The sequence below is a fragment of the Defluviitoga sp. genome (assembly GCF_035349255.1).
GTDB lineage: Bacteria > Thermotogota > Thermotogae > Petrotogales > Petrotogaceae > Defluviitoga.
Window position 1 is genome coordinate 67,995 of the sequence record NZ_DAOPSE010000001.1, and the last position, 24,915, is coordinate 92,909.

Annotated in this window: 24 protein-coding genes and 1 riboswitch; of the genes, 5 read left to right on the forward strand and 19 right to left on the reverse strand. The window is 31.1% G+C overall.

Annotated features, from left to right (window positions below; translation table 11 throughout):
• Window positions 1-4 precede the first annotated feature (4 nt).
• Both PKN74_RS00295 and PKN74_RS00300 read right to left on the reverse strand, forming a co-directional pair.
• Window positions 5-364 carry a response regulator gene (locus PKN74_RS00295; protein WP_472307419.1) on the reverse strand — a complete coding sequence of 120 codons (360 nt, stop codon included), beginning with the start codon at window positions 362-364 and terminating at the stop codon, window positions 5-7.
• 83 nt (window positions 365-447) lie between these two features.
• A complete protein-coding gene (locus PKN74_RS00300) occupies window positions 448-3,243 on the reverse strand; it encodes an ATP-binding protein (protein ID WP_472307421.1) in 2,796 nt (931 codons plus the stop codon).
• 263 nt (window positions 3,244-3,506) lie between these two features.
• Here PKN74_RS00300 and PKN74_RS00305 point away from each other — a divergent pair, with 263 nt between their 5' ends.
• Window positions 3,507-5,972: an ATP-dependent Clp protease ATP-binding subunit gene (locus PKN74_RS00305; protein ID WP_472307423.1), complete on the forward strand. Its 2,466-nt coding sequence runs from the start codon at window positions 3,507-3,509 to the stop codon at window positions 5,970-5,972.
• A gap of 18 nt (window positions 5,973-5,990) precedes the next feature.
• Here the strand turns inward: PKN74_RS00305 and rd are convergent, their stop codons facing one another.
• The 3 genes from rd to PKN74_RS00320 are packed head-to-tail and all read right to left on the reverse strand — an operon-like array spanning window position 5,991 to window position 7,079.
• Window positions 5,991-6,155 carry a rubredoxin gene (gene rd / locus PKN74_RS00310; RefSeq protein WP_472307425.1) on the reverse strand — a complete coding sequence of 55 codons (165 nt, stop codon included), beginning with the start codon at window positions 6,153-6,155 and terminating at the stop codon, window positions 5,991-5,993.
• A 47-nt stretch (window positions 6,156-6,202) separates the two neighbouring features.
• Window positions 6,203-6,556, reverse strand: a complete 354-nt coding sequence (locus PKN74_RS00315) for a class II SORL domain-containing protein (RefSeq protein ID WP_472307427.1) — start codon at window positions 6,554-6,556, stop codon at window positions 6,203-6,205.
• Window positions 6,557-6,569: 13 nt separating this feature from the next.
• Window positions 6,570-7,079 carry a rubrerythrin family protein gene (locus tag PKN74_RS00320; RefSeq protein ID WP_472307429.1) on the reverse strand — a complete coding sequence of 170 codons (510 nt, stop codon included), beginning with the start codon at window positions 7,077-7,079 and terminating at the stop codon, window positions 6,570-6,572.
• An 899-nt stretch (window positions 7,080-7,978) separates the two neighbouring features.
• Here PKN74_RS00320 and PKN74_RS00325 point away from each other — a divergent pair.
• Both PKN74_RS00325 and PKN74_RS00330 read left to right on the forward strand, forming a co-directional pair.
• Window positions 7,979-8,323, forward strand: coding sequence for a hypothetical protein (locus PKN74_RS00325; protein ID WP_472307431.1), 345 nt, complete (start codon window positions 7,979-7,981; stop codon window positions 8,321-8,323).
• A gap of 17 nt (window positions 8,324-8,340) precedes the next feature.
• Window positions 8,341-8,895: an HD domain-containing protein gene (locus tag PKN74_RS00330; RefSeq protein ID WP_472307433.1), complete on the forward strand. Its 555-nt coding sequence runs from the start codon at window positions 8,341-8,343 to the stop codon at window positions 8,893-8,895.
• Between the two features lie 2 nt (window positions 8,896-8,897).
• Here PKN74_RS00330 and PKN74_RS00335 read toward each other — a convergent pair whose 3' ends face one another.
• The gene (locus tag PKN74_RS00335) at window positions 8,898-9,149 is read right to left on the reverse strand and encodes a hypothetical protein (protein ID WP_472307435.1); all 252 of its coding nucleotides are present in this window, start codon (window positions 9,147-9,149) and stop codon (window positions 8,898-8,900) included.
• Between the two features lie 271 nt (window positions 9,150-9,420).
• Between PKN74_RS00335 and PKN74_RS00340 the strand changes: the two genes are divergently transcribed.
• Entirely contained in the window at window positions 9,421-9,987 is a 567-nt protein-coding gene (locus PKN74_RS00340; protein WP_472307437.1) for a 2'-5' RNA ligase family protein, read from the forward strand.
• Here PKN74_RS00340 and PKN74_RS00345 read toward each other — a convergent pair.
• From PKN74_RS00345 to PKN74_RS00360, 4 genes are all read right to left on the reverse strand, one after another.
• The gene (locus tag PKN74_RS00345) at window positions 9,984-10,826 is read right to left on the reverse strand and encodes a DUF368 domain-containing protein (protein WP_472307439.1); all 843 of its coding nucleotides are present in this window, start codon (window positions 10,824-10,826) and stop codon (window positions 9,984-9,986) included. The two genes, PKN74_RS00340 and PKN74_RS00345, sit on opposite strands and share 4 nt — an antisense overlap.
• 94 nt (window positions 10,827-10,920) lie before the next feature.
• Window positions 10,921-11,757: a PHP domain-containing protein gene (locus PKN74_RS00350; protein WP_472307441.1), complete on the reverse strand. Its 837-nt coding sequence runs from the start codon at window positions 11,755-11,757 to the stop codon at window positions 10,921-10,923.
• A 41-nt stretch (window positions 11,758-11,798) separates the two neighbouring features.
• A complete protein-coding gene (locus PKN74_RS00355) occupies window positions 11,799-12,071 on the reverse strand; it encodes a hypothetical protein (protein ID WP_472307443.1) in 273 nt (90 codons plus the stop codon).
• Window positions 12,072-12,374: 303 nt separating this feature from the next.
• Complete coding sequence (locus tag PKN74_RS00360) at window positions 12,375-13,322, reverse strand: ROK family protein (protein ID WP_472307445.1); 948 nt, start codon at window positions 13,320-13,322, stop codon at window positions 12,375-12,377.
• Window positions 13,323-13,493: 171 nt separating this feature from the next.
• Between PKN74_RS00360 and ispD the strand changes: the two genes are divergently transcribed.
• Window positions 13,494-14,177, forward strand: a complete 684-nt coding sequence (ispD, locus tag PKN74_RS00365) for a 2-C-methyl-D-erythritol 4-phosphate cytidylyltransferase (protein WP_472307447.1) — start codon at window positions 13,494-13,496, stop codon at window positions 14,175-14,177.
• Between the two features lie 6 nt (window positions 14,178-14,183).
• Here the strand turns inward: ispD and PKN74_RS00370 are convergent, their stop codons facing one another.
• The 9 genes from PKN74_RS00370 to PKN74_RS00410 all read right to left on the reverse strand — a co-directional run bounded on the left by PKN74_RS00370 (window position 14,184) and on the right by PKN74_RS00410 (window position 24,867).
• A complete protein-coding gene (locus tag PKN74_RS00370; RefSeq protein ID WP_472307449.1) occupies window positions 14,184-15,299 on the reverse strand; it encodes an amidohydrolase in 1,116 nt (371 codons plus the stop codon).
• Window positions 15,296-16,435 carry an aspartate aminotransferase family protein gene (locus tag PKN74_RS00375; protein ID WP_472307451.1) on the reverse strand — a complete coding sequence of 380 codons (1,140 nt, stop codon included), beginning with the start codon at window positions 16,433-16,435 and terminating at the stop codon, window positions 15,296-15,298. Before PKN74_RS00375 ends, PKN74_RS00370 begins: the two co-directional genes overlap by 4 nt.
• The gene (locus PKN74_RS00380) at window positions 16,432-17,631 is read right to left on the reverse strand and encodes an aspartate kinase (RefSeq protein WP_472307453.1); all 1,200 of its coding nucleotides are present in this window, start codon (window positions 17,629-17,631) and stop codon (window positions 16,432-16,434) included. The genes PKN74_RS00375 and PKN74_RS00380 overlap by 4 nt, the downstream gene beginning before the upstream one ends.
• Before the next feature lie 61 nt (window positions 17,632-17,692).
• A complete protein-coding gene (dapD, locus tag PKN74_RS00385; RefSeq protein WP_472307455.1) occupies window positions 17,693-18,397 on the reverse strand; it encodes a 2,3,4,5-tetrahydropyridine-2,6-dicarboxylate N-acetyltransferase in 705 nt (234 codons plus the stop codon).
• A 16-nt stretch (window positions 18,398-18,413) separates the two neighbouring features.
• The gene (locus PKN74_RS00390) at window positions 18,414-19,061 is read right to left on the reverse strand and encodes a 4-hydroxy-tetrahydrodipicolinate reductase (protein WP_472307457.1); all 648 of its coding nucleotides are present in this window, start codon (window positions 19,059-19,061) and stop codon (window positions 18,414-18,416) included.
• The gene (dapA, locus tag PKN74_RS00395) at window positions 19,058-19,936 is read right to left on the reverse strand and encodes a 4-hydroxy-tetrahydrodipicolinate synthase (RefSeq protein WP_472307459.1); all 879 of its coding nucleotides are present in this window, start codon (window positions 19,934-19,936) and stop codon (window positions 19,058-19,060) included. The genes PKN74_RS00390 and dapA overlap by 4 nt, the downstream gene beginning before the upstream one ends.
• A 27-nt stretch (window positions 19,937-19,963) precedes the next feature.
• Window positions 19,964-21,220, reverse strand: a complete 1,257-nt coding sequence (locus tag PKN74_RS00400) for a diaminopimelate decarboxylase (protein ID WP_472307712.1) — start codon at window positions 21,218-21,220, stop codon at window positions 19,964-19,966.
• A 24-nt stretch (window positions 21,221-21,244) separates the two neighbouring features.
• Window positions 21,245-22,216 carry an aspartate-semialdehyde dehydrogenase gene (locus tag PKN74_RS00405; protein ID WP_472307461.1) on the reverse strand — a complete coding sequence of 324 codons (972 nt, stop codon included), beginning with the start codon at window positions 22,214-22,216 and terminating at the stop codon, window positions 21,245-21,247.
• Window positions 22,217-22,296: 80 nt separating this feature from the next.
• Window positions 22,297-22,476, reverse strand: a riboswitch (Lysine riboswitch).
• Window positions 22,477-22,581: 105 nt separating this feature from the next.
• A complete protein-coding gene (locus PKN74_RS00410) occupies window positions 22,582-24,867 on the reverse strand; it encodes a POTRA domain-containing protein (protein WP_472307463.1) in 2,286 nt (761 codons plus the stop codon).
• Window positions 24,868-24,915: the final 48 nt, after the last annotated feature.

Consider the following 24,915-nt stretch of genomic DNA (forward strand, 5'->3'; position numbering starts at 1 on the left):
TTATTTATTTGATTTTTATTAGATTATTTATTGTGTCTATTAATTCCGTTAAATCCATCGATTTAACTACATATGCATCGGCAGCCCAAGATGCCATTTCGCTCTTGTAATGCGAATATGCCGTAAGAAATATTATTTTTTTGTTTGAATATTTCTTTCTTATTTCTGCTGCTAACTCTAAACCATTTACATCATGCATTTCAATATCCGTACAAATAATCTCTATATCTTCGTTCTCCTCTAAAATTTCCAAAGCCTTCTTAGCGTTTGGAGCACAATAAACTTCAAAACCTGCATCCTCCAATTCCTCTTTTATTAAAGTCCTTATATTTTCTTCATCATCAACAATTAATATCTTTGGCAACTTAATCCCTCCACTTTTTTCTTTCTTGGCAATAAATTCATCCATGAAACATGAAAACACATCAAAATATTTAACTTTTGATCCTATTTATCATTGTTATTACTGTTGTTGCTAGTATTATGAGTTAAAGGTATCTCAAATCTGAAAGATGTACCAGTTTCATCTGATTTCACTAAATAAATTTTACCTTTGTGTTCTTCTTCAATAATCTTTTTACATATGGCTAATCCCAATCCTGTTCCTTTACTTTTTGTCGTAAAAAAAGGCGTAAATAATTTATCTCTTACATCATCAGAAATCGGAGCACCGTTGTTTGTTATTTCAAAAAAAGCCCTATCTCCATCTATCCCGACTTTTATGTCGATTTTACCGTTCTCATCAACAACTTCTATAGAATTTTTTATTAGGTTTATAAGAACTTGTTTAATTTTATCTCGATCTGCTCTCACAAACAACTTTTCATTTAACCATTCAACGTTCAACATAATGTTCTTCTGTTTTATGAAATCTTCGTACATCAGCAAAACTTCTCTTATTACCTCTATTAAATCAAATTCTTCAACTTGCATTAATTTTACTCCCCGAGTATACTCAAGTATATCGTTGACAATATTTTCTAAACGATATAATTCTTCCAATATTATTTTGGTATATTTTTGAACGTATTCGTTATCTCCAGCCTTTTTATTAAGCCTATTTAAATATCCCCCTATAACAGTAAGCGGGTTCCTAATTTCATGAGCAATTTTTGCCGCCATTTCACCCATTGCAGCTAGTTTTTCCCTTTTTTCCATCTCTTTTTGTAAATTATACAATTCTGTAACATCATCAAAGACAATAATAATTCCTTCAATTACACCTAAATCTTCATTTCGTAAAGGAGAAAATTGTATATCAAAAACTCTTTCATCATCTGACAAACTTAGTTTGTAATTTTGAAGTTTTAGATAATTTCTAGAATGATATACTTTTTGAATTATATTTATTATATCATCTCCAAGAATACCTACTAAATCGACTATAGTAGTACCAATAACGTTTTCTCTAGGCCTCGAAAAAATATTTTCGGCTTTTTTATTCCATTCTGTAATTTTACCCCCTCGATCTACAACTATTATAGCCACTGGTAAATTTTGCAAAATATTATCTTTAAAGCGCCGATAGTAATCCATTAAATCTTTTTGTTCTTCTAGTCTTTTTGTTTTTTGACTCAATTCTTGATAGTTTTCGATCATTTCTATGGCTAAACCTACATTATCTTTGAACAATTTTATAATTTCTATATCCATTGGAGTGATAGGTTTCTTTGTTATTTTGTTGTCTACGATGATAACCCCTTTAGTTTCTAACATACCCGTAATCGGAAAAATCAAAAATTCATCTGTTCGCACAATATCATAAATATCTTCTAAATCTTCCCATTTTATTTTCAACATTTGTGGAACAACATGAATCACTTGTTTTTTTTCAACAACTCTTTCTAAAATGGGATGCCCTTTATAGGCCAAAACTTTGTTTTGCATACTTAAAGTCAATTTATTATTGCTAGGAAGGTTTATCCCTTCTTCTTTAAGATATTGAGTCAGGCTTCCATATTTTATTGCCTGTATATTCGCTTCTTTCCATATTTCATTAGCATCTTCATCTTCATCTGGACCTACCCATAACTTAGGAATTAAAAGACCACGCACATTATCTTTTTCTAAATAAAGAGCCCGATTGAACTTTAACCCTCTACCAGACGTTAAACCTAACAACATTATTTTTATAGCCATATTTTTGTCGTAAACAGATCTAACTGCTTGAGATATTTTATCTAAAGCATTCATCCTATCCAAGTATTCTTTTTGCATCTCTATAAGTTTTTCATGACTTTCTTTTAAATTGGTAAGTTTACTTACTTCATCCTGAAGTTTTCGGTATAACTTCATTCTGTGAAAAGAAAAAGCCAACCTTTTTGCAGAATCATTTAACACGCTAAAATCAGTTTCATCAAAATTTTTATAAGTTCTATAATCAAAACCTTCTTCCCTGTTGTATGCACTTAGCACCCCATAAATTTCGTCATTCTGTTCAACTATGGCATGAATTGAAGATTTTAAATCTATTTCAAAAGCTAAAGGATAATTTTCAAAATTCTCTCTTCCTATCAGAATAAAACTACTTCTTTCTCTTAATGCTTTTCCTTCCAAAGAATCTTCAATCTTTAAAGTTTTGAATTTTACTTTATCTTCTTCTAAACCTAAAAAATAATTCAATACCAATTTATTTTCTTCATATTTCCAATAAGCTAAACACTCTGCGTGTAAAGAATCTTTAATTAGATGTAAAACGTTTTTAATTAATATATCTTCCTCTGTTATTTCTTCTAAAACGCTAGTTAACTGGACCATTAAAGATATTTTTTCCTTTAACTCTTGAATTTTCAAAGTTTCTAAAACTAAATTTATCAATATAGAAAAATAATATAGTTCTTCTTTTAACAATTGTTCGTCTGTAGGATCTTCAAAAAAACCTACAGCACCTATCAATTTATCATTCAAGACGATCGGGTATAAATAGAGAGATAGCTCCTTGCTACTAATATCACTTGCATCAAAATTTTTTGAAGTGAATTTATAGAACACCTTCTGTCCTGCAGATAGTTGATTTTTTAGTTCATCATCATTTGTCAAATGAATTCGAATTTGATCGATATTTAATAAGGTAGAAGATAAAGATCTCAAGATTTCTCTGTTTACTTCGTATATAAACACAATATTTTCTAGCCCCAACTTGTATTTTAATCGATTTGAAATTTCCTCAAAAGTTGACTTTAGTAGTTTTCTTGGATCTTCTTTTGATATAATATTTAAAAGATTATCCATCACATTTATCATACCTCCTAAGTTTCTAAAAATTCAGAGAGAATTAAAGGTATCAAACCTCTAATCTATTCTAATTAATTATTAAAATTTTCTCAACACTACTAATAAATTATACCACTTTATTTATCAGAAAACCATAACAATTTTAATAAAAAAGTTAAAGATTTTCTTGACAAAAAAGAAGAAAAATATTATAATTGATATGAATTAGCAAATAAAGATTTCAAGTGATAAAACATTTTATTAATTTATTATTAACTTGGAGGTGAACAATAATGAGATTTAATCCAAATGATTTCACAGAAAAAGCTTTAAAAGCCATTCAAGAAGCTCAGAATACGCTATCGTACAGTGGAGGTAATATTTTAAAACCTGAACATTTGTTACTTTCAATTTTGAACTTGAATGATGAAAGTGTAGAAAGAGTTTTCGAAGGGAAAGACGTTAATCTCTTAAAACAAAGATTAGAAGATGCCATTTCTAGAGAAATGGGCATTTATTACTCTTTTCCTTTTGCAAGCCAACAAGGTATATATATATCAAACAATTTAGGAACCGCTCTTCAAATAGCAAAATCTGAATCTAATAAATTAGGTCTTAAAAAAATCCCCCTATTGGCTTTATTGCTTGGTATATTACTTGAAGGAACTTCATATGCATCTAAACTATTGTCATCTTTCACAACTGAACGAAAAATCAGAGAAGCTTTGAATGAACTAGTAGAAACGGGGGATGAAGAACTTGAGGAAGGAATAGCAGATCCCTTAAAAAAATATACCGTAGATTTAACAAAAGAAGCCAAAAAGGGGAAACTTACCCCAGTAGTTGGTAGAGAAAAGGAGATAAGAAGAGTCATTGAAATTCTTTCAAGGAAATCAAAAAATAATCCCGTTTTAGTTGGAGATGCTGGAGTAGGTAAAACAGCTATTGTAGAAGGTCTAGCACAATTAATAGTAAATGAAAATGCACCTGATTTCTTGAAGAATAAAAAAATACTACAATTAGATATGGCATCCTTATTAGCTGGAACAAAATATAGAGGAGAATTTGAAGAAAGACTTAAAGCTGTAATAGATAGTGTGAAAAAGAATAGTGATGAGATAATCTTATTCATTGATGAATTGCATAATATAATTGGTGCAGGAGTAGCAGAAGGTAGTGCTATGGATGCTGCCAATATATTAAAGCCTTCTTTAGCAAGAGGCGAAATTAAAGTCATCGGAGCAACAACTTATGATGAATATAGAAAATATATAGAAAAAGACAAGGCTTTGGCCAGAAGGTTTCAACCAGTGTATGTACAAGAGCCATCGGTTGAAGATACTATTGAGATATTAAGAGGTATAAAAGAATCCTACGAGAAACATCACGGAGTTAAAATATTAGACGAAGCATTGGTTGCGTCTGCAAAACTCTCTAGTAGATACATAACTGATAGATATTTACCAGATAAGGCTATTGATTTAATAGATGAAGCATGTGCAAGAGTGAAATTAAGAAGTTCTGGAAAACCTGAGAAGGTTTTGGAATTAGAAAGAAAAATGGCTCAATTAGAAGAAGAGATAAATAAATTAACATTAGAAGAAAAATACGAAGAGGCTTCTAAGAAAAAAGCAGAATATTTCGATGCCCAAAAAGAATTGGAAAACCTTAAAAAATTGGAAAAGAATCTAAAAAGTGAAATGAACAATATAGTTGATGAAGAAACTGTGGCATCTATAGTCCAAGAATGGACAGGCATCCCTGTTACCAAAATGCTTGAAGATGAAAAAAGAAAACTTGCCAACCTCGAAAATGAAATTCATAAAAGACTTGTTGACCAGGAAGAGGCCGTTAAAATTGTTGCTCAGCACATAAAAAAAGCAAGGGCCGGTTTAAAGGACCCAAGAAGACCTATTGGTTCTTTCCTATTCCTAGGTCCAACTGGAGTTGGAAAAACCGAGCTTGCAAAAACCTTAGCAGAAATCTTATTTGGTAGCGAAAATGCTTTAATTAGATTTGATATGAGTGAATACATGGAAAAATTCAATGTCTCAAGGTTAATTGGTGCTGCGCCTGGATATGTAGGATATGAAGAAGGAGGACAATTAACAGAAGCCGTTAGAAGAAAGCCTTTTTCTGTAATACTATTCGATGAAATTGAAAAAGCACATCCAGATGTCCACAATATTTTACTACAAATATTGGATGACGGTAGATTAACTGATGCACAAGGTCGAACAGTGAATTTTAGTAACACTATTATAATAATGACCTCAAATATCGGTTCAGATAAAATTAGTAAAACAAAAAGAAGCGTTGGATTCATTGAAGAAGAAAACTTAGAAGAAAGTTACGAAGCTATTAAAGAAGAAGTTATGTCACAAGTTAAAACTGTTTTTAGAGCGGAATTTTTAAACAGATTAGACGATATAGTAGTATTCAAACCATTAAGCATGGAACATATTAGAGAAATAGTTGATATTATGATAAACAGATTAGAAGACCGTCTGAAGGAGAAAAAGATACGAATTCAAATAACCGAAGCTGCAAAAGATGTTTTAGCAAAGGAAGGTTTTGATCCCGTATATGGTGCAAGACCTTTAAGAAGGGTAATCGAAAGGAAGATAGAAACTCCTCTTGCAAATATGATCATTGAGGACGAAATATCTGAAGGTGATTTAGTAATTGTAGATTCAAAAGACGGAGTAACCTTAGAGATTAGAAAAGCAGCAGGAGATATACTTACAAAACGGGACTAAAAAGTCCCGTTTTTATTTTTATTCATCAAAAGGTTCAAAATCCTCTTTTGAGGCACCGCAAATGGGACAAGTCCAATCATCTGGTAAATCTTCAAAAAGTATACCTGGTTTTATTCCAAAATCTGGATCTCCATAAGCAGGATCATATATATAACCACATATTGTACATCTATATTTCTCCATATTTATTCTCCCCTTTTTATTTTAATTTAATATGTTTTTACCAATGACTAATATACTTCAACTCTTTTAGTATTTTCCCATAATCCATGAATGTTACAGTAAGAAAGAGCAATCAAAGTACCTGTTTTTGAGAGATTGATTGTAGCCTTCACATGCGGCTCTCCTACAGTCGGACCGAAAATAAATCTTCCTATATGTACAGTATTGGGATCATTATCGTAATGCACAAACAAATCTATCCATACAATATGATGTTCAATTGTGTTAGGGTGCTTTATCTCTTTACCCACCTGAACTTCCACCTCAAATTCTTCATTAGCTTTAACTTTTTCCATACAATCAATTGTAGGAACATGTTTTTCATTTTTGAAATCTTGAATTTTAATAACATCCCCTAACATTTTAACTCCCCCTTTAAAATTCTATAAATTCATTTTTCGGAGCACCACAAATTGGACATTTTTCTGGTGCTTCGCCTTCGACTGTATATCCACAAACATTACAAATATATATCTTTCCTTTTTCAATATCCTTTCCTTCTTTAGTGGCTTCCTTAGCATTCTTATACCATTCTTCATGAATTTTTTCTGCTTCTAGGGCAAAATGTGTGCTCCTCACAGCTTCACTCTCGTTTTGAAAGCGAGCAACATTATTATACACTGGATACATTTCATGAATTTCAAAATGTTCACCATCGATAGACTGTTGTAGATTATCTTGTATAGAACCTAAATGACCTAATGCTTTAAAATGATTTCTAGCATGAACATACTCTGCATGAGCAATAGCCCTCCACATCCGAGCTAAATTTTTCAAACCTTTTTCTTCAGCGTCGTCTGCAAAAATTAGGTACATCATATGTGCTTTGGACTCACCACAAAAAGCCTCCTCCAAAAACCGTCTAGTCATCTCTCTTTTAACCATAAATCATCTACCTCCTTTTTCAAGACATGATTTAAAATTCTTTTTAAATTACAGATTTCCTACTTTATGCTTATTATAGAAATCAATATGGAAAAGTCAATTTTCATAAAATCCCCTTAATCCGAAGTTTTGTTAATTTAAAATTTTTACTTTTATATTCTGTATTTTAACAAAAAATCAACAATTCTCTGTGCTTTTAACCATTTAAATTCTTTATCTTATCTTTCAAAGATTTGTAAAGATTTATATTATTAATTGTAAATTACACTGATACATCTAAATTCTAACAAAAAAATTAAAATAGGTCGTCATTGCATCAAATTAAATTCTAAACGTTTTTTGAGAAATTTCTTTATTTTGCTATAATAACTTAGATTTTGTACTTTAGAAAAGTGAAGGTAGAAAAGATCGACCTTCAGTTGTATAAAATAACCCCCGATCTTTAAAAAATCTTCTAGGCTTAAATTGTGCAACCCGGGTTAATCATTTCATCAAAAATATTTAATAAGATTATTAATACACATATAATAAAGTAATTTATTTTATTACAAACCTTTAAAAATTATACCATAAAATTGGTGAAAACATAACTACTTCTTACATGTTAAACACCAAAAATGATATAATTAAAATCAAAGCTCAAAAACCATTGAAAAGGTTAACACTTTGTATAATGTAGTGAAAAATAATTGTAAAAAGGAATATATAGGTGAGTTCACGAGCGGCGGTCCGTCTTCCCCTTTTTCGTTAAAAGCGTCAAAATTTTATAAAAGCTTAAGGTGAGCTTATTTGAATGAGAAAAATTTTTAAAAATCTAAATTTAAAATAATAATAGCTTTAAAATCTAAGTTTTATCATTTCTAAAGAGTTATTAAGAAAGAAAAAAGGAGGATCTTTTAGTGTCAAACTTCAATAAAAATGATCATGAAGTAACTGAATCTAAACAATTAGAAACACAATTAAAAGAAAAAATAAATACCCTAGAACAAGAATTAAAACAGTATAAAGAAACACTCGAAAATCTGGAATATAATACTTTAAAATTGAAGAGCCATTTGAAAAATCTTTCTCGATATTTAAAAATTTTATTCTGGCTTCTTTTGGGATTATTTGGTTGTGGTATTGCCTTCATATTATTAATGCCACCCGTTGTGATTGGTCTGTGGATAATTTTTGCTGCAATACTTATTGTTATAGCAATTTTTTATTACTTAATAAAATTGACTTTTAGCAAATTTGATTAAGTGAAGGAGTGATATTTTTGAATAAGGAAGAAGCTCTGCAATTACTTGATGAATATATAAAAACTGACACCCTTATCTCTCATTGTTTGACAGTTGGAGCGATAATGAAAGAATTGGCTGAAAAATTGAATGAAGATTCTGAAAAATGGGAAATTGCTGGTATATTACACGATTTGGACTATGAATTGACCAAAAACAATCCTGATATTCATGCTATTAAAACGGTGGAAATTCTCGATGATCTTGTGGATCAAGAGGTAAAAGACGCTATTCTTGCACATAATGAAAAAAAGAAGGTTGAAAAAGATATGGAAATAGCTCTTTATGCAGCTGATCAACTTTCAGGACTAATAATTGCAGCCGTATTAGTTAGACCAGACAAAGATATAAGTGGTTTGTCAGTTAAATCATTAAAGAAAAAATTCAAAGATAAAGCTTTTGCAAGAGGTGTAGAAAGAGATAAAATTAATGAAATTACACAGTTAGGAATATCTATAGAAGATTTTTTTGAATTGGCCATAAAAGGTATCTCAAAAATAAAAGACGAATTAAACCTAGACTCATATTCGTAATTTTATATTTTATTTTTTTTATCCTCGCTGTCTGAGTCCTTTTTTAGCTCGTCAAGTTCTTTTACTCTTAGATTTACTAATGTAAAAAACGAAACACTCAACACGCCAAAAGTAGCAAAAACCCATATAATAAGAATCAACCAGAAAATTTTTTCTAAAAAAAAGTAAAATAAACTAATGATTCCTATCGATATAACAAAATAATAAATTAAGAAATTAATAATTCTTTTTGATTCTTTGCTTAGTTTTTTCATTGTTGGAACTTGTTCCTCCTTATCACAAGATTAGAATCATCTCAAAAGTTCTAAACTAAGTATTTTATAGATATTCTAGATGAAGATTATTAATCTTTTTGATCGTATCAATTACAAATTTTTTAACTTACTCTGTACTTGCATACAGGATGGGACGAAGAGCAATGATATAATTATCATTTAAAGTCAAGAGTTTTTTAGAAAATTTACATTTTCTAAAGCACCAAACAAAATCAATTCAAAGGAAAGTAGGTGATTTTTTATACAAGCATTGTTAAGCATCCTGCCACAACCTCATTATGACAAGGTTTTAAAAATATGGGAAGATCTCGAAAATAGATTTAATATAAAATGGGTAAAAGATAATATTTCTATCCCTCATTTAACTTGGAACGTAGCAGAAAAATACAATATTGAAAATTTCAACGATGTAATAAAAAAATCAATAAAAAGTTTAGACTCAATTACCATAAAAACACAAGGTTTAGGATTGTTTTCTGGAGAAAAAATCACTTTATATATTCCTCTAAAACCCACAAAAGAGTTACTCCACTTCCACGATTTTTTATGGAATTTGGTAAATGTTAACGACACAAAATTGAATAAATACTATTCACCTGCAAATTGGATCCCACATATAACTCTAGCCGTTGAAGATATTGATAAAAAAAATGTTGGTCAAGTCGTTTCTTATCTTTCCAAGAAAAAATTTAAATTTCAAATAAAACTGGATTCTGTTTCCATAGTCCACAGATATGTTGGTAAAGAAATTGAAATCGAAAATAATTTTGGGATACCAAGAAAATCTAAGAAAAAAATTCAGACTAATATAAATTAATTAGCCACTCCTTTTCTTCCAAACCATTCTATTAATAATGAACATATTATACCCATAAACACATAAATAAAAAAGAAAAGCCAATTATTAACTTTCAAAATAGGAGCTCTTAAGCCTCCTATCATCATACCAATAAGACACATCATCGTGTACAAATAAAATTTATCAAGCAACCATTTTAAGAGTTTACTCATAAAAGCTAAGCCTACTGCTGCACCCAGAATAAAGGTTAATATGACACCTATCTTAAACTCATTTACTGCATTAACAATATATGAATACTGATTCATCATTAAAAGAACAAAAGCACCTGATATTCCAGGCATGATCATCGCTGACATTGCACATACACCAGAGACGAAAATAATTGGTAAACTATGTTCCATTATCAAAAATTGAGCTCCTGATATGTAAAAAGCAATCACAAAACCTAAAAATAAAAAAAATACACAAATAATAATATTAGTGCGATCTTTTTTTATTTCATTTTTCTTTTTAAAAAAATCAGTTATTAAAAATAATATTCCACCAATTATTAAACCTGCAAAAAAAGAAAAAATAGCATTTGGATAATTAGTCATAAAAAAATCTATAAAGCCCAGCGATAGTAATAATCCTATAATAACGCCTAGATATAAAAAAATTAAGAATTTAAATTCTTTACTCGTGAACAGTTTTTTAAAATTAAATAAATTTGAAAAGAAAAAAGACCATGAATTGACGAAATCCTCATAAATTCCAAGCATTAAAGCAATTGTAGCTCCCGAAACTCCAGGGATAGCATCAGCGATTCCCATTAACAGCCCATACACTAGAGTAATAAGTTTTTTTACGACCATATACCCTCCTCATAAAAAACCCCGCTTGAAGCGGGATAAGTTGGGGATTTTATTGGGGGTTATTGATTTCAAAAAGTATTTTACAGTTAATAACTTAATATTTCCTTAAAATTTTTAAAAAAGCACTTAATTCTTTTTCATCAACATCTACTCCCAATTCTATTCCCATTTTATTTTTCCCATGAAAATCAGATCCCGCTGTAATAAATAAATCGTATTTTTTTGCTACCCTTTTATACTCTTCTACCATCTTCCTTGTATGATGTGGATAATATACTTCTATTCCCGCCAAACCAGCTTCTTTTAATTGCTTAACAAGTTTTTCTAGTTCTTCACCTTCTAGCTGAGTTTGATAAGGATGAGCTAATACTACAACTCCTCCTGCTTGCGTAATCAACTCTATTGAATCGCTGTAAGATAGTCTTTTTTTATCCAGATAGATGCTTGCGCCCCTTTTAAGATATTTTTCAAAGGCTTCTTGAGTATCTTTAACATATCTTTTTTTAACCATTAAACTAGCAAAATGTGGTCTTCCTATTAATTTGCCTCCAGCTTCCTCTTCTAATTCTTTTTCCGTTATATCAAAACCTATTTCTTGCATTTTTTGTAACATTTTTAAGTTTCTTTCTTCTCTAAATTCTTGTAAAGTTTCTAAAACCTGATTTAATTTTTCATTCTTGATATCGAAAGCATAACCTAATAAATGTAAAGTGGTAGGAAATTCTGCACTTATTTCAATACCCGGAACAAAAACCAAATCGTTATTAAATATTTTATGTTCCAAATAATCGATCTCTTTAATGCCAGCTAAAGTGTCATGATCGGTGATAGATAAAATTTGAAGCTTTTTACTTATAGCCATATTTATTAACTCTATGGGAGTATTTGTCCCATCAGAACCTGTCGAATGAACATGTAAATCTACTTTCAATTTCTTACCTCCACAAGAACAAAAACTTGAAAAAACTATTGTTAAGATTTTTTCCAAATAATTTGGTTTCTTTTATCGTCATATATGCATTCTAAATCTTCTGGTAAATCAATATCTTCTATATGTTTAACAATAGCTTCTTTGATTAAATCTTCAGGCAAAGACGTGATTAACCACAAATCCGTTAAATAAATTCGATTATTTTCTCTAATTGGTGCTTTGTATATAGCACTTTCAATTGCTTTTGCGAAAACTGCTAAAGGCACTTCTTTAACGAAACCTTTACCAGATTCTTCTCCATATAAGTTATTCACAAAAAATTCACTTCCTCCTTATAATACTAAACTTTACTCACTTTAGAAATTCTAAAACCTAGCTTTTATCAAATGTTTTAAATTTAAATTTTTTATAAAATACCTCCACAATTCTAATCTTGATCAGTAGTTTATTTTTTAACTTCTTCTTTATTTTGACTGGGGAATAGGAAGAGGGCTCCGGCCTTGACCCACTTTAAATTCAAAACATTATTTTCAACAATTATTTATTTCTAAAGTATCTAATTCTAAACATTAAATACTGAATTCCTCAACCTTAATTTTGATTAATAACAATATGATTTATATGGCCCTTCCAGCATACAAAGCAGCAGAAGCTGCCCCTAATATTCCAGCATCTTCAACTAAAAATGATTGCTCAATAGTATATGTACCAGCAAAACTATTCATTACAAATTTTTTTACTGTTTCTTTTAAGGGTACAAATAAAGTGTCCCCTGCCTTACTCATTCCACCACCAATAATTATTTTTTCTGGATTAAAAGCATGGATATAATTACCAATTGCTTGAGCTAATGCATCTATAGCAAAATTAACTACAACTCTCGCAAGGGGATCACATTGTTTATAAGCTTCAAAGACATGCCTTGACTCAATTTTCTCTTTACTCCCAGCTAATTTTAGAACTAAACTATCAGGATACCTTTCGAGCAGTTTTTTTGCTTCTCTAGCTATCGATTTAGCAGAAGCAACAGCTTCTACACATCCTCTATTTCCACAGCCACATTGTGGGCCATTAGGGATGACTACCATATGACCCAATTCTGGAGCTAATCCATCTTTTCCTGTAATAAATACTCCATTACATACTACTCCCGAACCTATTCCTGTTCCCAAAGTTAAAGCAATGAAATCCGTTAAACCTTTTGCTTTCCCAAAATACCATTCTCCTAGAGCGAAGGCATTTGCATCGTTTTCAACAAAAACATCCACCCCAGTATTTCTTCTGATGTGTTCCCCCAGTTCAAAGTCATGCCATTCTGGAAAATTAGGAGAAAATCTTACCACACCTTTACTTCTATCTATAGATCCGGGCGAACCAATGCCAATTGATCGAACTTCCACGTCTTTCATCAACTCTTGTGCTATTGAAGTAATGTTTTCTATAACTTTTTCATTACCTTTTTCCACTTCTGTGGGATGTGATATCTTCTTAACTATACCTTTTTCAGAATCAACTAAACCTGCCTTTATTTCTGTACCACCTAAATCAATCCCTACTACCAACAAATTCATCACTCCTTGGTTTATTCTTTTCTAGAACTTTTTCCTGTTATTTTATTATACCAAAATGATAAAATTAATTAAGCCAAAAAAGCAAAATCTTAAACTTTTCAAGTAAAATTAACAATGCTATATTAGTACAAATAACAAAAAATCTTTTCAAAAAGGAGGAAAAATATGGTTTGCGCTATAATTGTTGCTGGTGGTGAAGGTAAAAGAGCCGGTTATGAAATTCCTAAACAATTCCAAAAAATAAACGGAAAATCTGTCTTAAGAATAACAGCTGAAAAATTTCAAAATTCTTGCTCAATTGATAAATTTATCGTAATTGCCCACAAAAGTTTTTTTGAAGAAACTATAGAACAAGTTCATGATTTTGATAAATTACTTTCTGTTGTTGAGGGCGGAGATTGCAGACAGCAAAGTGTTTACAATGGACTAAAGTTTTTGAAGGAATTAAAAATTGGTGTAACCCATGTAGCTATCCACGATGCTGTAAGACCATTTGTTAAAATAGAAAAAATTTCAGAATGTGTCGCAAAAGCAAAAGAAAAAGGAGGAGCTATCCTCGCTCAAAAGGCTGAACATTCTATGTCTAAGGTACAAAACTTTAAAATAAAATCTTTACTAAATAGGGAAGAGATCTACCTTCATAATACTCCTCAAGTTTTTGATTTTTCAAAACTTTTATTTGCTTATTCACAAGTTAAAGACAAACTATCTGATTTTACAGATGATGCTTCCATCTATTACCACTGTGGCTTCAGTATTTATATTGTCGAAGATGATAAAAATAATATAAAGCTAACCACTCGAGAAGATTTTTTATTAGCTGAATATTTATTAAGAGTAGGTCTTTAAATATTTTTAAATTTCTATAAACGTTTTTAAAAGATTTATCCCTATATCAATAACCTCATCGGGGGGCAAAAATTTTGGACTGTGAAGTCCATATTTTTCACCTTTTGATGTTCCTACCCAACACATTAAAGATGGATACCGTTTTGAAATAAAACCAAAATCTTCTGCTGTCATCTTCAATCCACATTCAACAAAATCAAATTTTTGAGAAAGTATCGGTGCAAACTTATTAAACAACTCTTTATCATTCTCTACTTCTGCATATAGAGATCCCATATCTAGAGTATAACTAACCCCGGTTATTAAAAAGATACCTTCTAAAATGTTTTTTAGTTTCTGAAAGTATTCCAAGTTATTTTCCAAATTTATGGTTCTTACGCTTCCCTCTAATTTTGCTTCATCAGGAATTATATTAATTGCTCTTCCGGCATTTACTTTTCCAATCCCAAAAATGAATGGAATCATTGGGTCTCTGGGAATCTTCTCTACAGATTCCAAAAATAATCTAAGAGCATTTAATGCATTTTTTGAATACTGTGGAAAGGCAAGATGAGATGCTTCTCCCTGAAAATTAATTAATACTTCCATAGATGAAGCAAACATAACTCCAGCAGTTGATGCAATAGTTCCTAGTGTATATTCATCTGTCACATGTAAAGCAAACACATTTTTTATGTTAAACCTTTCTAAGAATTTACTTTCAATTATTTTTTTCGCTCCACCTTTTGACTCTTCAGCTGGTTGGAAGAGGAAAATTATGTTCTTTTTCAACTTATTTTTAACTACATCTAACAAAAATCCATAAAGAATTGCTGTATGAACATCATGACCACAAGCATGCATATATTCATTTTTTGACTTGAATTTAGCATTAGTTTGTTCTTTTATATTTAAAGCATCAATGTCTGCACGAAAAAGTATATATTCATCACTTTCTTGACTATAACTGTATTCAACAATCAATCCGGTTGGTAAGGGTTTATAAATCTTTAAATCAACTTGATAAAACCTTGCCATTTCTTCAATATTTGTTTCTAATAGTTGCGTCGTTTTAAATTCCTCAAAGGCTAACTCTGGATAACTATGCAGTTCCCATCTTAGTTTATAAGGAGTTAGAATCAATCTAAGATAACCTCCAATTTATTTATCATCTCTTCAATTTCAGTATAACTAATGTTCAAAGCTGGTAAAAGACGAACAACTTTTCCTTTGACAATATTAAGTAGTAAACCAATATCCAACGCATTACTAATTAAATGAGGTTCTGATTCTTTTAACTCGATACCTATCATCAAACCCTTACCTCTTATTTCTTTTATCTTTGACAAACTTTTACAGCTCAAGCTCTGAATGATGTATTCTCCTTTTTTTGTTACATCTTCAACAAGAGCTGGAACCTTTTCTAATACATATCTAGCCCCAGCTAATGCAACAGGGTTAGGGGCAAACGTTGAACCATGTTCTCCTTTTTCAAAAGCTTGAGATATATTTTCTAAAAATATAGTTGCTCCTAAAGGTAACCCTCCTCCTAAAGATTTAGCCACTGTTATTATATCAGGAGATAAACCATAATGTTGGTAGGCAAATATCTTTCCCGTTCTTCCTAAACCTGCTTGTATTTCGTCACAAACTAAGATGAAATTATACTGTTTTTTATACTTTTCAATCGCTTTTGCAAATTCAGGAGTAATTGGAACAACTCCTCCAGAACCAAGTATAGGTTCAACAAAAACGGCTAAAGTTTCTTCCCCAAAAGATTCAAAAAAATTGTCTAACTCGCTTAAATCATTGAATTTTAATTCAACAGTATTTGGTATCAGCGGTTCAAAAGGCTCTCTTAAATTTTTAAAGCCGTTTATAGATAAAGATCCTAATGTTCTCCCGTGAAATGAATTCTCAAAATAAACTATTTTAGTTCTTTTAGCAGTTGCTCTCTTTTTGACCGCCTTTAATGCGGCTTCTGTAGCCTCAGTACCGGAATTTGTAAAATATACTGTTCCATTTTTTCCCGTAAAATTTACTAACTTTTGCGAAACAACTAAAGTGTCTTCATCCAAAAAGAAGTTAGAAACATGCATATATCTATCCATTTTTGCCTTAAGAGTTTCTAACAAACCTGGATCAGAATGCCCTAGACTCATGACGCCAATTCCAGCAAATGTATCTAGATATTTCTGACCTTCCTTATCAAAAACGTAAACTCCCCTTGCTCTTTCTATTTCAACAGGAAATGTATCATACATTCTTAAAAAAGTCATAAATTAAACTCCTTTGACAAAATTTCGACTGCTTTATTTTTGTATTCCGAAGGAATTAAGCAAGAAATTTTAATTTCAGACGTTGTTACTAAGGTTATTGGGATGCTCTCCATCGCTTTAAAAAATCTAGAAGCGACACCTCTAGCTTTTCTCATTCCGACTCCCACAATTGATATTTTAACCAATCCGTTTTTGTAATTGATTTTTGTTCCCACAACATTTTTTAAGAATCCATTAAATACTTTGTCTACATTTTCCAAGCCACTTTCAACAATGCTAAAAGAAACATTAACCTTATCTTGATCGTTTATCATAGAAATCATATCAATATTTAAGTTATTTACAGCAGCGACTTCGAAAACTTTATTAATTAATAAAAAATCCGTAGGTAAGTTTACTATAGTAACTTGAATTTGGTTGTCATCTGCACTTAATCCTGTAACAACAGGTTCTTCTAAATAATTTTCATAACTGCTCACGACGTAACTTCCCTCCTCATCACTAAAAGATGACGCACAATAAATTGTAACGTTGTATTTTTTCGCTATCTCGACCGATCTAGGATGCAAAACTTTTGCCCCCAATGCCGCCATTTCTAGCATTTCATCATGGGTAACATATTTTAACTTTTTTGCTTGAGGATAAAGTTTTGGGTCAACGGTATAAATCCCCGGATAATTACTATAAATTTCGCAAGGAGCGTTTAAATAAGCCGCTAAAGCAACAGCAGATGTATCTGAACCACCTCTTCCTAAAGTTGTTAAATCACCTTCTTCAGTGATACCCTGAAAACCTGTTACCACAAGCACATCGTATTTTTCTAGGCTCTGATAAATATAGTCTTTATTTATTTTTTTTATCTGAGCTTCAGTAAAATCAGATGTTGTTATTAATTTCAACTGAAAAGCGTTTACTGATTTAGCTCTTATCCCCATCTCATTTAAAACCATAGACAATAAAGAAGCACTTATCTGTTCACCAGTTGTTAACAGCATGTCTAGTTCACGCGGTTCTGGCTTTTGTACTACTTCATTAGCTAATTTAATTAAACGATTAGTTGTATCGCCCATTGCCGAAACTACAGCTAGAACTTTGAAACCGTTAGAAACTTTTGCTTTAATTTTTTTTGCAACATTTCTCATCCGTTCTGCATCTGAAACAGAACTTCCTCCATACTTTTGAACAACTATATTCATTTTTAATTTCACCCCGGTTAATTTAATTAAATATAACTTGAAAAGCTCGATCTTTTAAACCTTAATTTTCTAATTTTCTCAATTCTTCTATTAATTGAGTCTTTGATCTTGTTCGTTCGTCAACTTTTTTAATAAATTTTGCCGGTACACCTGCGACCACTGAAAAAGGCTCCACATCAGATAATACTACAGAACCAGCCGCCACAATTGAACCTTTTCCAATCCTTATTCCTTCAAGGATAACGGCATTGGCGCCTATCATTACATCATCTTCAATAACAACAGGTTGAGCACTGGGGGGTTCAATCACACCTGCCACTATAGCTCCAGCTCCTATATGACAATTTTTACCCACTTGTGCTCTTCCACCAATCACTGCATTCATGTCTATCATAGTATTTTCACCTATACTAGCTCCTATGTTTATTATTGCTCCCATCATGATAACACATCCTGCACCAATTTCAACCATATCTCTAATAATTGCCCCGGGTTCTATTCTAGCGTTATATTTTGAAAGATCTGCTAATGGAATTGCAGAATTTTTTCTATCCATTTCTATTTTATACTTGTTAATATAATCTTTGTTATTTTGATATAAGCTTTTGAAATCTTTCTCATCACAAAATAAAATTCCAAATTTGTCATCTCCATAAAATTCTAAGTTTAAAAAGTCTATTAAGTCTAATCTTCCACTAAGATATACCTTTATAGGTGTCTTCTTTTTTGAGTTAGCTATAAAATTAATAATTTCTTGCGTGTTCATTTACATTTCTCCTTTCTTATTCATCAAACATCACATTTGTAAAAGTGTAAAATCCACCATCTTTACCTAAAACAAATTCTGCAGATTTATAAACACCCTCAGCAAACGCCCTCCTAGATAGTGCCCTATGAGAAATGGTTATAACTTCACCCAAATTTGCTAAATAGAGAGTATGATCACCAAATATATTGCCTAATCTTAAAGAACTTATTGGAACATCTTTATTGAGGTGCTCTTTTAACATTTTTGCAGTTCCAGAGGGTTTGTCTTTTTTGAACCGATGATGAACCTCTACTATCTCCATGTCCCATCCCTCAAGATAATCTTTTAAAAGATCCACTGTTTTTAAAAATAATTGTATACCCATCGAAAAGTTATAGCTTTGAACTACGGGAACCTCTTGAGCTAAAAGTTTAAGCTTTTGTAACTGTTCATCACTTAATCCTGTTGTTCCTATAATCAAAGGAACTTTAAATTTTTTCACAAACTCTATAGTTTTTTCTAGTGCATCAGGAAGTGAAAAATCAATAATTAGCTCAGGCGCTTGAGTAAAAAACTCTCCTTCTTTATCATAACCCCAAACAAATTCATGCCCTTTCTCTTCAAACAAGGCCTTTATTTCTTTTCCCATTCTACCTTTGTATCCTACTATTCCTACCTTCATAGCATTCCCAGCCTCTCCATTTCTCTTTTAACAAGAGCTTGAGTTTCAAGAGTAGCAGGTACAAGAGGTAGTCTTACAACATTTTTACATAATCCTAAAAGAGAAGTGGCATATTTAACCGGAATAGGATTGACCTCTCTAAATAAAAGTTTATTCAATGCAACATAATTGTTATTAATTTTCCTGGCATTTTGCAAATCATTTGCCAAAAGCGAATGTGTTAATTCTACCAATGCCTTTGGAGCAATATTTGAAGTGACAGAAATAACCCCATCTCCTCCCAAAGCCATGATAGGCAACACTTGATCATCATTTCCTGAAAATACCTTAAAAGAATCCGGCTTCATTGAAAACAATTCAACAATTTGAGAAATATTACTACTAGCTTCCTTTATTCCAATTACGTTATTGGCAACATTATGAATTTCTATTGCAGTTTCAGGATTTACATTTATCCCAGTTCTCGATGGAACATTATAAATTATAATAGGTAAAGAAGTTCTTTCTGCAACGTACTTGTAGTATTCCACAAGTCCTTTTTGAGTACTTTTATTGTAATAAGGAGTTACTATTAGTAAACCATCGGCACCTGCTCTTTCAGCCATCTTATTGTATTTTAAAACATGCTTTACATTGTTAGTTCCTGTTCCAACTATTACAGGAATCTTGCCATCCACAATCTCTAAAACCAAATTGACTATTCTCTCTCTTTCGTCATCTTCAACAGCTGGGGCTTCCCCTGTTGTTCCTAAAACGATTAAACTATCAACTTTGTTTGTTAATTGAAATTTAACAAAATTTCTCAACGACTTGTAATCAACTTCTTCATTTTCATTGAAAGGAGTTATCATAGCTGTTCCAACACCTTCAAACATTAAAAACCACTCCCTTTCTATAATTTTTTAATCTTTACTTTCAAAAGATAATGTGGCAAAATAATCCTTTAACGTTTCTGCTCGTCTAATTAATTTAAATGATTGTTCAGTTGTCAACAAATACTCAGCAGATCTTAATTTTCCGTTGTAATTAAATCCCATCGCATGCCCGTGGGCTCCTACATCATGAAAGATCAATATATCTCCTACTTCTAATTTTGGTAAAAGTCGATCTTCCGCCAGTTTATCGTTATTTTCGCACAATGAACCTACTACATCATAAATTTCGGCTTCTTTATTCTCTATACTTTTATTCAAGACAGTTATATGATGATATGCCTTATACATTGCTGGTCTTAATAAGTTTGCCGAGTTTGCATCAATGCCAGCATATTTTTTGTATGAATTCTTTATATGTAACACACGGGTAATTAAGTAACCATTCGGCCCTGTTATATACCTTCCATGTTCCATATAAATTTTTGGAGGTTTTAATCCATTTTTTAAAATAATTTGTTCATATAATTTTTTTATTTCATTAGAAATATAGAAGATGTCTAGTTCGTTTTCATCTGGCTTATATGGTATTCCATAACCACCACCTAAATCCACAAAATCAAAATCTATACCTAGAGTTTTATTGATTTCTAACATCAAATTAAACATCATTTCAGCAACCTTGATATGGTTTTGAGGATTTAGTTCATTTGAAACAGCCATAATGTGAATACCAAATTTTTTAGCACCATATTTTTGAAGTGTCTCAAAGCCTTTGTACAAATCTTTTTTTGAAACTCCAAATTTAGATTCTTTTAAATTACCAATAATATAATTTCCAAAATCTCCACCCGGATTGTATCTAATTGAAACTAATTCAGGTATATATAAACGGTCTTTCAAAATTTCGATATGTCCAACATCATCAAGATTTAATATTGCTCCTAAAGACAAAGCTTTTTCATATTCTTCTAAAGGGGTATCGTTTGATGTGAACAATATATCTTCTTGCTTAAATCCTGTTCTTTCAGCCAGGCATAATTCAGCCATCGAACTACAATCTACTCCACATCCTTCTTCTTTAACTATACTCAAAATATGAGGATTTGGAGTAGCTTTTACGGCAAAAAATTCTTTAAAATCCGCCCACGAAAAGGCATCTTGTAACGTTCTAATCCTATCTTTTATTCCTTCTTCATAATATAGATAAAACGGTGTTTTTGTTTTATCTACAAATTCTGAAATTTTTTGTTCATTAAAAGGAAGCGTCTTTTTCAACGAGAACACCACCTATATTTTTTACTTTCATAGTCAATTTAATTCCCTATGTTTTAGTAGAATTCTAATAGCATTTGTTGCTGCTCCAACTCTTATATTGTCAGCAATTACCCACATTAAAAACGCTTTTTCTTCAGGTTTTCTAAGCCTTGATACATAAGTGTTATCTGTACCAGCTACTTCGATAGGCGTTATATATTCTTCAGAATATATAACGTTGGGAGTCGCTTCTATCAAGTCTATTAGTTCGTTAATCGAAGCGTCTTTTTCTGTACTAACGAATATCGATTCTGAATGTCCATATAACACGGGAACTCTAACCGTTGTTGGAAAAATCTTCATATTCTTATCAACAAAGATTTTCTTTGTCTCTTCAATCATTTTTTCCTCTTCTTTGGTAAATCCGTTTTCTAGCTTGTCACCAATAAGAGGTATAACGTTGTTATATATCATTTTTGGAAAATGTTTAACCTCTTTACTTCCCTGTTGTTGACTTAACAACTCTTTCAAACCTTTGTTGCCAGCGCCCGATACCGCCTGATATGTAGAGACAACAATTTCTTTTATTTTTAACGATTTGTATACATTATTTAAGGCAAGAACCATTTGTATTGTAGAGCAATTAGGATTAGCTATTATCCCTCTATATCCTTTTAAGATCTCTCCATTTATCTCTGGAACTACAAGTGGTATATTTTCTTTCATTCTAAAAAATGAGGAATTATCTATTACGACATTGCCTGCTTTTTCTGCAATAGGAGCGTATTTTTCAGATACACTACCGCCGGCAGAAAAAAATATGTAGTCATATCTTTCTTTCATTTTTTCTTCTTCTAACTTTTCAACAGTATAATATTGAGATCCAACTTTTATTTTCTGTCCTTCTGATCTCTCAGAAGCAAATAACCTCAATTCCCGAATTTCATCTATCAGTTTATACTCTTCAAAAAGTTTCAAAAACATTCGTCCTACTTCTCCAGTTGCTCCTACCACTGCTATTTTCAAAACATTCACCTCCCATCCCAATAAATCATAAAACATAAAACCTCTCAACATGGAGAGGTTTTATATAAAGATATTATTTATATTTTTGCGGCTCTCCACGTTGTAAAAAACGTGACAGTTATGTAGGTGTTCCCTACATACCCAGGAGTTATAAAAGTTGAGGCTACTTTTTATACTCCTTCGGCAACCTTGCCTTTCACTTCTTTTCCGCCTCATCAATAAGAGAAGCTACTAATCTTGGTTGCGCCTCCGCTCTTAATTAATTAACTTTTCCTAAGAATAACATAATCACATGACAAGTTTATTAGTGTATCATTACATTTTGTTGTCAATTATATATTAAAATTTTTATAATTAAATATTTTTTAAAACACTTGACCTAAACCTATCCAGAAATTACCTTTTAAATCTTTATTCCATCCATATCCAAAACTAAACTGACCTAACATTGGCACTGTTATTTTTAAGCCACCACCAAAAGACCAAATAGGTTGCAAAAGAATAGATGAAACATCATCGGTTGCGTTTCCCCAATCAAAAAAACCAAATAAATCCAAAGGAACATCCCCTTTTGCAAGCTCATACACAAATTCTGTATTAAATAGTAATAGAGCAGCATCTCCTTCTATTTCGTAAAAATCATAAGTTCTTACTGAATTAAATCCCCCCACTCCAAAGTCTGGATACAAATCTTTTTCATCAATTACCGTTGCTAATCTTAACCTGGAACCCAAGGTGAATTTGTAATAACTTTTGAAAAATTTACCTTCTAAATTAACCCCTAAGTAATTATTTTCTATGGCGCTTAGTTCAAAACCCATAATGTCGTTCACTTTGAAGTAATAACCATTATATGGTCTATAAGGACTATCAACAGTGTTGTAGACGTATCCTATCGAAGTATCAATAGTATTTAAAGATATTACTTCGCTTGTTCCATTATCGTTAAATTTATAATGATTATAAGATAAAGAACCTGTCAAGTAAGAAAAATCATATATTTGATACCTAGGACTTATTCCTAATTGAAATTGATTAGTAACATCTTTGCCTTTTAGTAAATGAGAAACTTCATCTGGATGAATCATATATCTAATATTAGTACCAAGATCTAAATTGCTTCCAAAAAGTTTAATAATATCAAAATCAAATTCAAACATGTACTGATTTTTAAATGGAAGAAAATCAGCCTTTATATCAAAAGTCTCACCATATCCAAAGGGATTAGCCCACTGAACTTCTAAAGTACCAGTAAGACCTTTATACCACTTTTCTCCTTTTTCCTTGGGTGGTGACCATTGAATTCCTCCGATTAACTTTCCCAATTTTTCTTTTTCGATTGGGGTAATCTTAAAACCGATTATATTTTCATCTTGCTGATACGGAACAATTTCTACATTCTCAAAAAAACCAGTCCCAACAAATGATATGTAAGTATCTTGAAGTTTTTTCTGATTAACGGGCTCCCCAGGTTTAATTTTTACCAAAGAATCGACTATATATTTTTGGGTCTTAGCATTTTCTTGTTGGATAATTTCCACATCTCCAACTTTTGCTTCTTTTATTTCAAATATTAATTTCTGTTCCTCTTTTTTGTATTCTGGCATTACAGTTGTATATAAATATCCTTCTTTAATGTAAAATTGCTGAACTGCATCATACGCATACAAAAGATCTAAGTTAGAGGCATAAGATACAGGATTTACATATTTGGTTGCTTGTTCATGCAATCTAAATGTTTGTATACTCTCATTTCCAATGAATTCTATTTCTTCAACAAAAACAGGTTCTTCCTCGATTAACTTTCTCAAGCTTCCTTCCAGAACTAGTATTAATTCTCCACCTTTATTTTCATCAATTTCTACTATTTCAAAAGACACTTGTACATCATCACCGAAAAGAGGTATCTGACTTAAGGAAATGTATATGTTTTGTATTTTTTGTACACTAGGATATGTTTCCTTCGCGCTAGGTCTAAATAAAAAGAATTTCTTTTTCCAATCCTTTTTAAAATCAAAGTTTATTCTTTTTTTTATTAGTTCTTTGTCCAACTGAGCTAACTCTCCTCTGAGGTCGAGATCCCAAATACAATATTCTTTTATAAGAAAAACTAAAGTATTTGATTCATACTTTTTTTTGTTAACTTCAATAGGTTCTAGCTTAACACCTTGATCATTAATTTTTAGGTTAGTCATGATCTCTACGAATTGATACCCATTTTGGACGTACAAATTCTGTATATTTTTCATTGAATTTTGTAATTCATTAAAATTAATAGGAACGTTTTCTTTTACTGTGATTACCGATTGGATTGTCTTTTTATCAATCAGCTTATCTCCCAAATACTCAATTACTACTTTTTCAGGAGCTGGATTAGGAGTAAAAAATAGAGACAAGGTGCCAGTTTCTTCATTTAGATTATATGACACCGTTGAAAAATACCCTAGATTAACGATTTCTTGCAAAGCTAGTTTAATATCTACTTCACTTGTTAATGACCCCACTTTTATACCGTAATTTGTTAATATTCTTTCTATTTCACTAGATGCATAAGAAACATCTATATTATAGGTAATATCGGTTAGAAAAGTTATAGAAAAAGCAAATCCTATAATGAGCAGCATAATCAAAAGTCCTAACGTTTTCTTCATAACTGTACCTCCCTATTGCCCTGTATTGTTATACTTAATAAATTTTTA

What these genes read in the sequence shown, in the direction of transcription:
- PKN74_RS00345 (WP_472307439.1), bottom strand. Translation starts at nt 10,826, where the DNA reads ATGGTCGTAAAAAAACTTATTACTCTAGTGTATGGGCTGTTAATGGGA.
- PKN74_RS00305 (WP_472307423.1), top strand. Translation starts at nt 3,507, where the DNA reads ATGAGATTTAATCCAAATGATTTCACAGAAAAAGCTTTAAAAGCCATT.
- PKN74_RS00320 (WP_472307429.1), bottom strand. Translation starts at nt 7,079, where the DNA reads ATGGTTAAAAGAGAGATGACTAGACGGTTTTTGGAGGAGGCTTTTTGT.
- ispD (WP_472307447.1), top strand. Translation starts at nt 13,494, where the DNA reads ATGGTTTGCGCTATAATTGTTGCTGGTGGTGAAGGTAAAAGAGCCGGT.
- PKN74_RS00375 (WP_472307451.1), bottom strand. Translation starts at nt 16,435, where the DNA reads ATGACTTTTTTAAGAATGTATGATACATTTCCTGTTGAAATAGAAAGA.
- PKN74_RS00335 (WP_472307435.1), bottom strand. Translation starts at nt 9,149, where the DNA reads ATGAAAAAACTAAGCAAAGAATCAAAAAGAATTATTAATTTCTTAATT.
- PKN74_RS00315 (WP_472307427.1), bottom strand. Translation starts at nt 6,556, where the DNA reads ATGTTAGGGGATGTTATTAAAATTCAAGATTTCAAAAATGAAAAACAT.
- dapD (WP_472307455.1), bottom strand. Translation starts at nt 18,397, where the DNA reads ATGAACACGCAAGAAATTATTAATTTTATAGCTAACTCAAAAAAGAAG.
- PKN74_RS00410 (WP_472307463.1), bottom strand. Translation starts at nt 24,867, where the DNA reads ATGAAGAAAACGTTAGGACTTTTGATTATGCTGCTCATTATAGGATTT.
- PKN74_RS00380 (WP_472307453.1), bottom strand. Translation starts at nt 17,631, where the DNA reads ATGAATATAGTTGTTCAAAAGTATGGAGGAAGTTCTGTTTCAGATGCA.
- PKN74_RS00300 (WP_472307421.1), bottom strand. Translation starts at nt 3,243, where the DNA reads ATGATAAATGTGATGGATAATCTTTTAAATATTATATCAAAAGAAGAT.
- rd (WP_472307425.1), bottom strand. Translation starts at nt 6,155, where the DNA reads ATGGAGAAATATAGATGTACAATATGTGGTTATATATATGATCCTGCT.
- PKN74_RS00390 (WP_472307457.1), bottom strand. Translation starts at nt 19,061, where the DNA reads ATGAAGGTAGGAATAGTAGGATACAAAGGTAGAATGGGAAAAGAAATA.
- dapA (WP_472307459.1), bottom strand. Translation starts at nt 19,936, where the DNA reads ATGTTTGAAGGTGTTGGAACAGCTATGATAACTCCTTTCAATGAAAAT.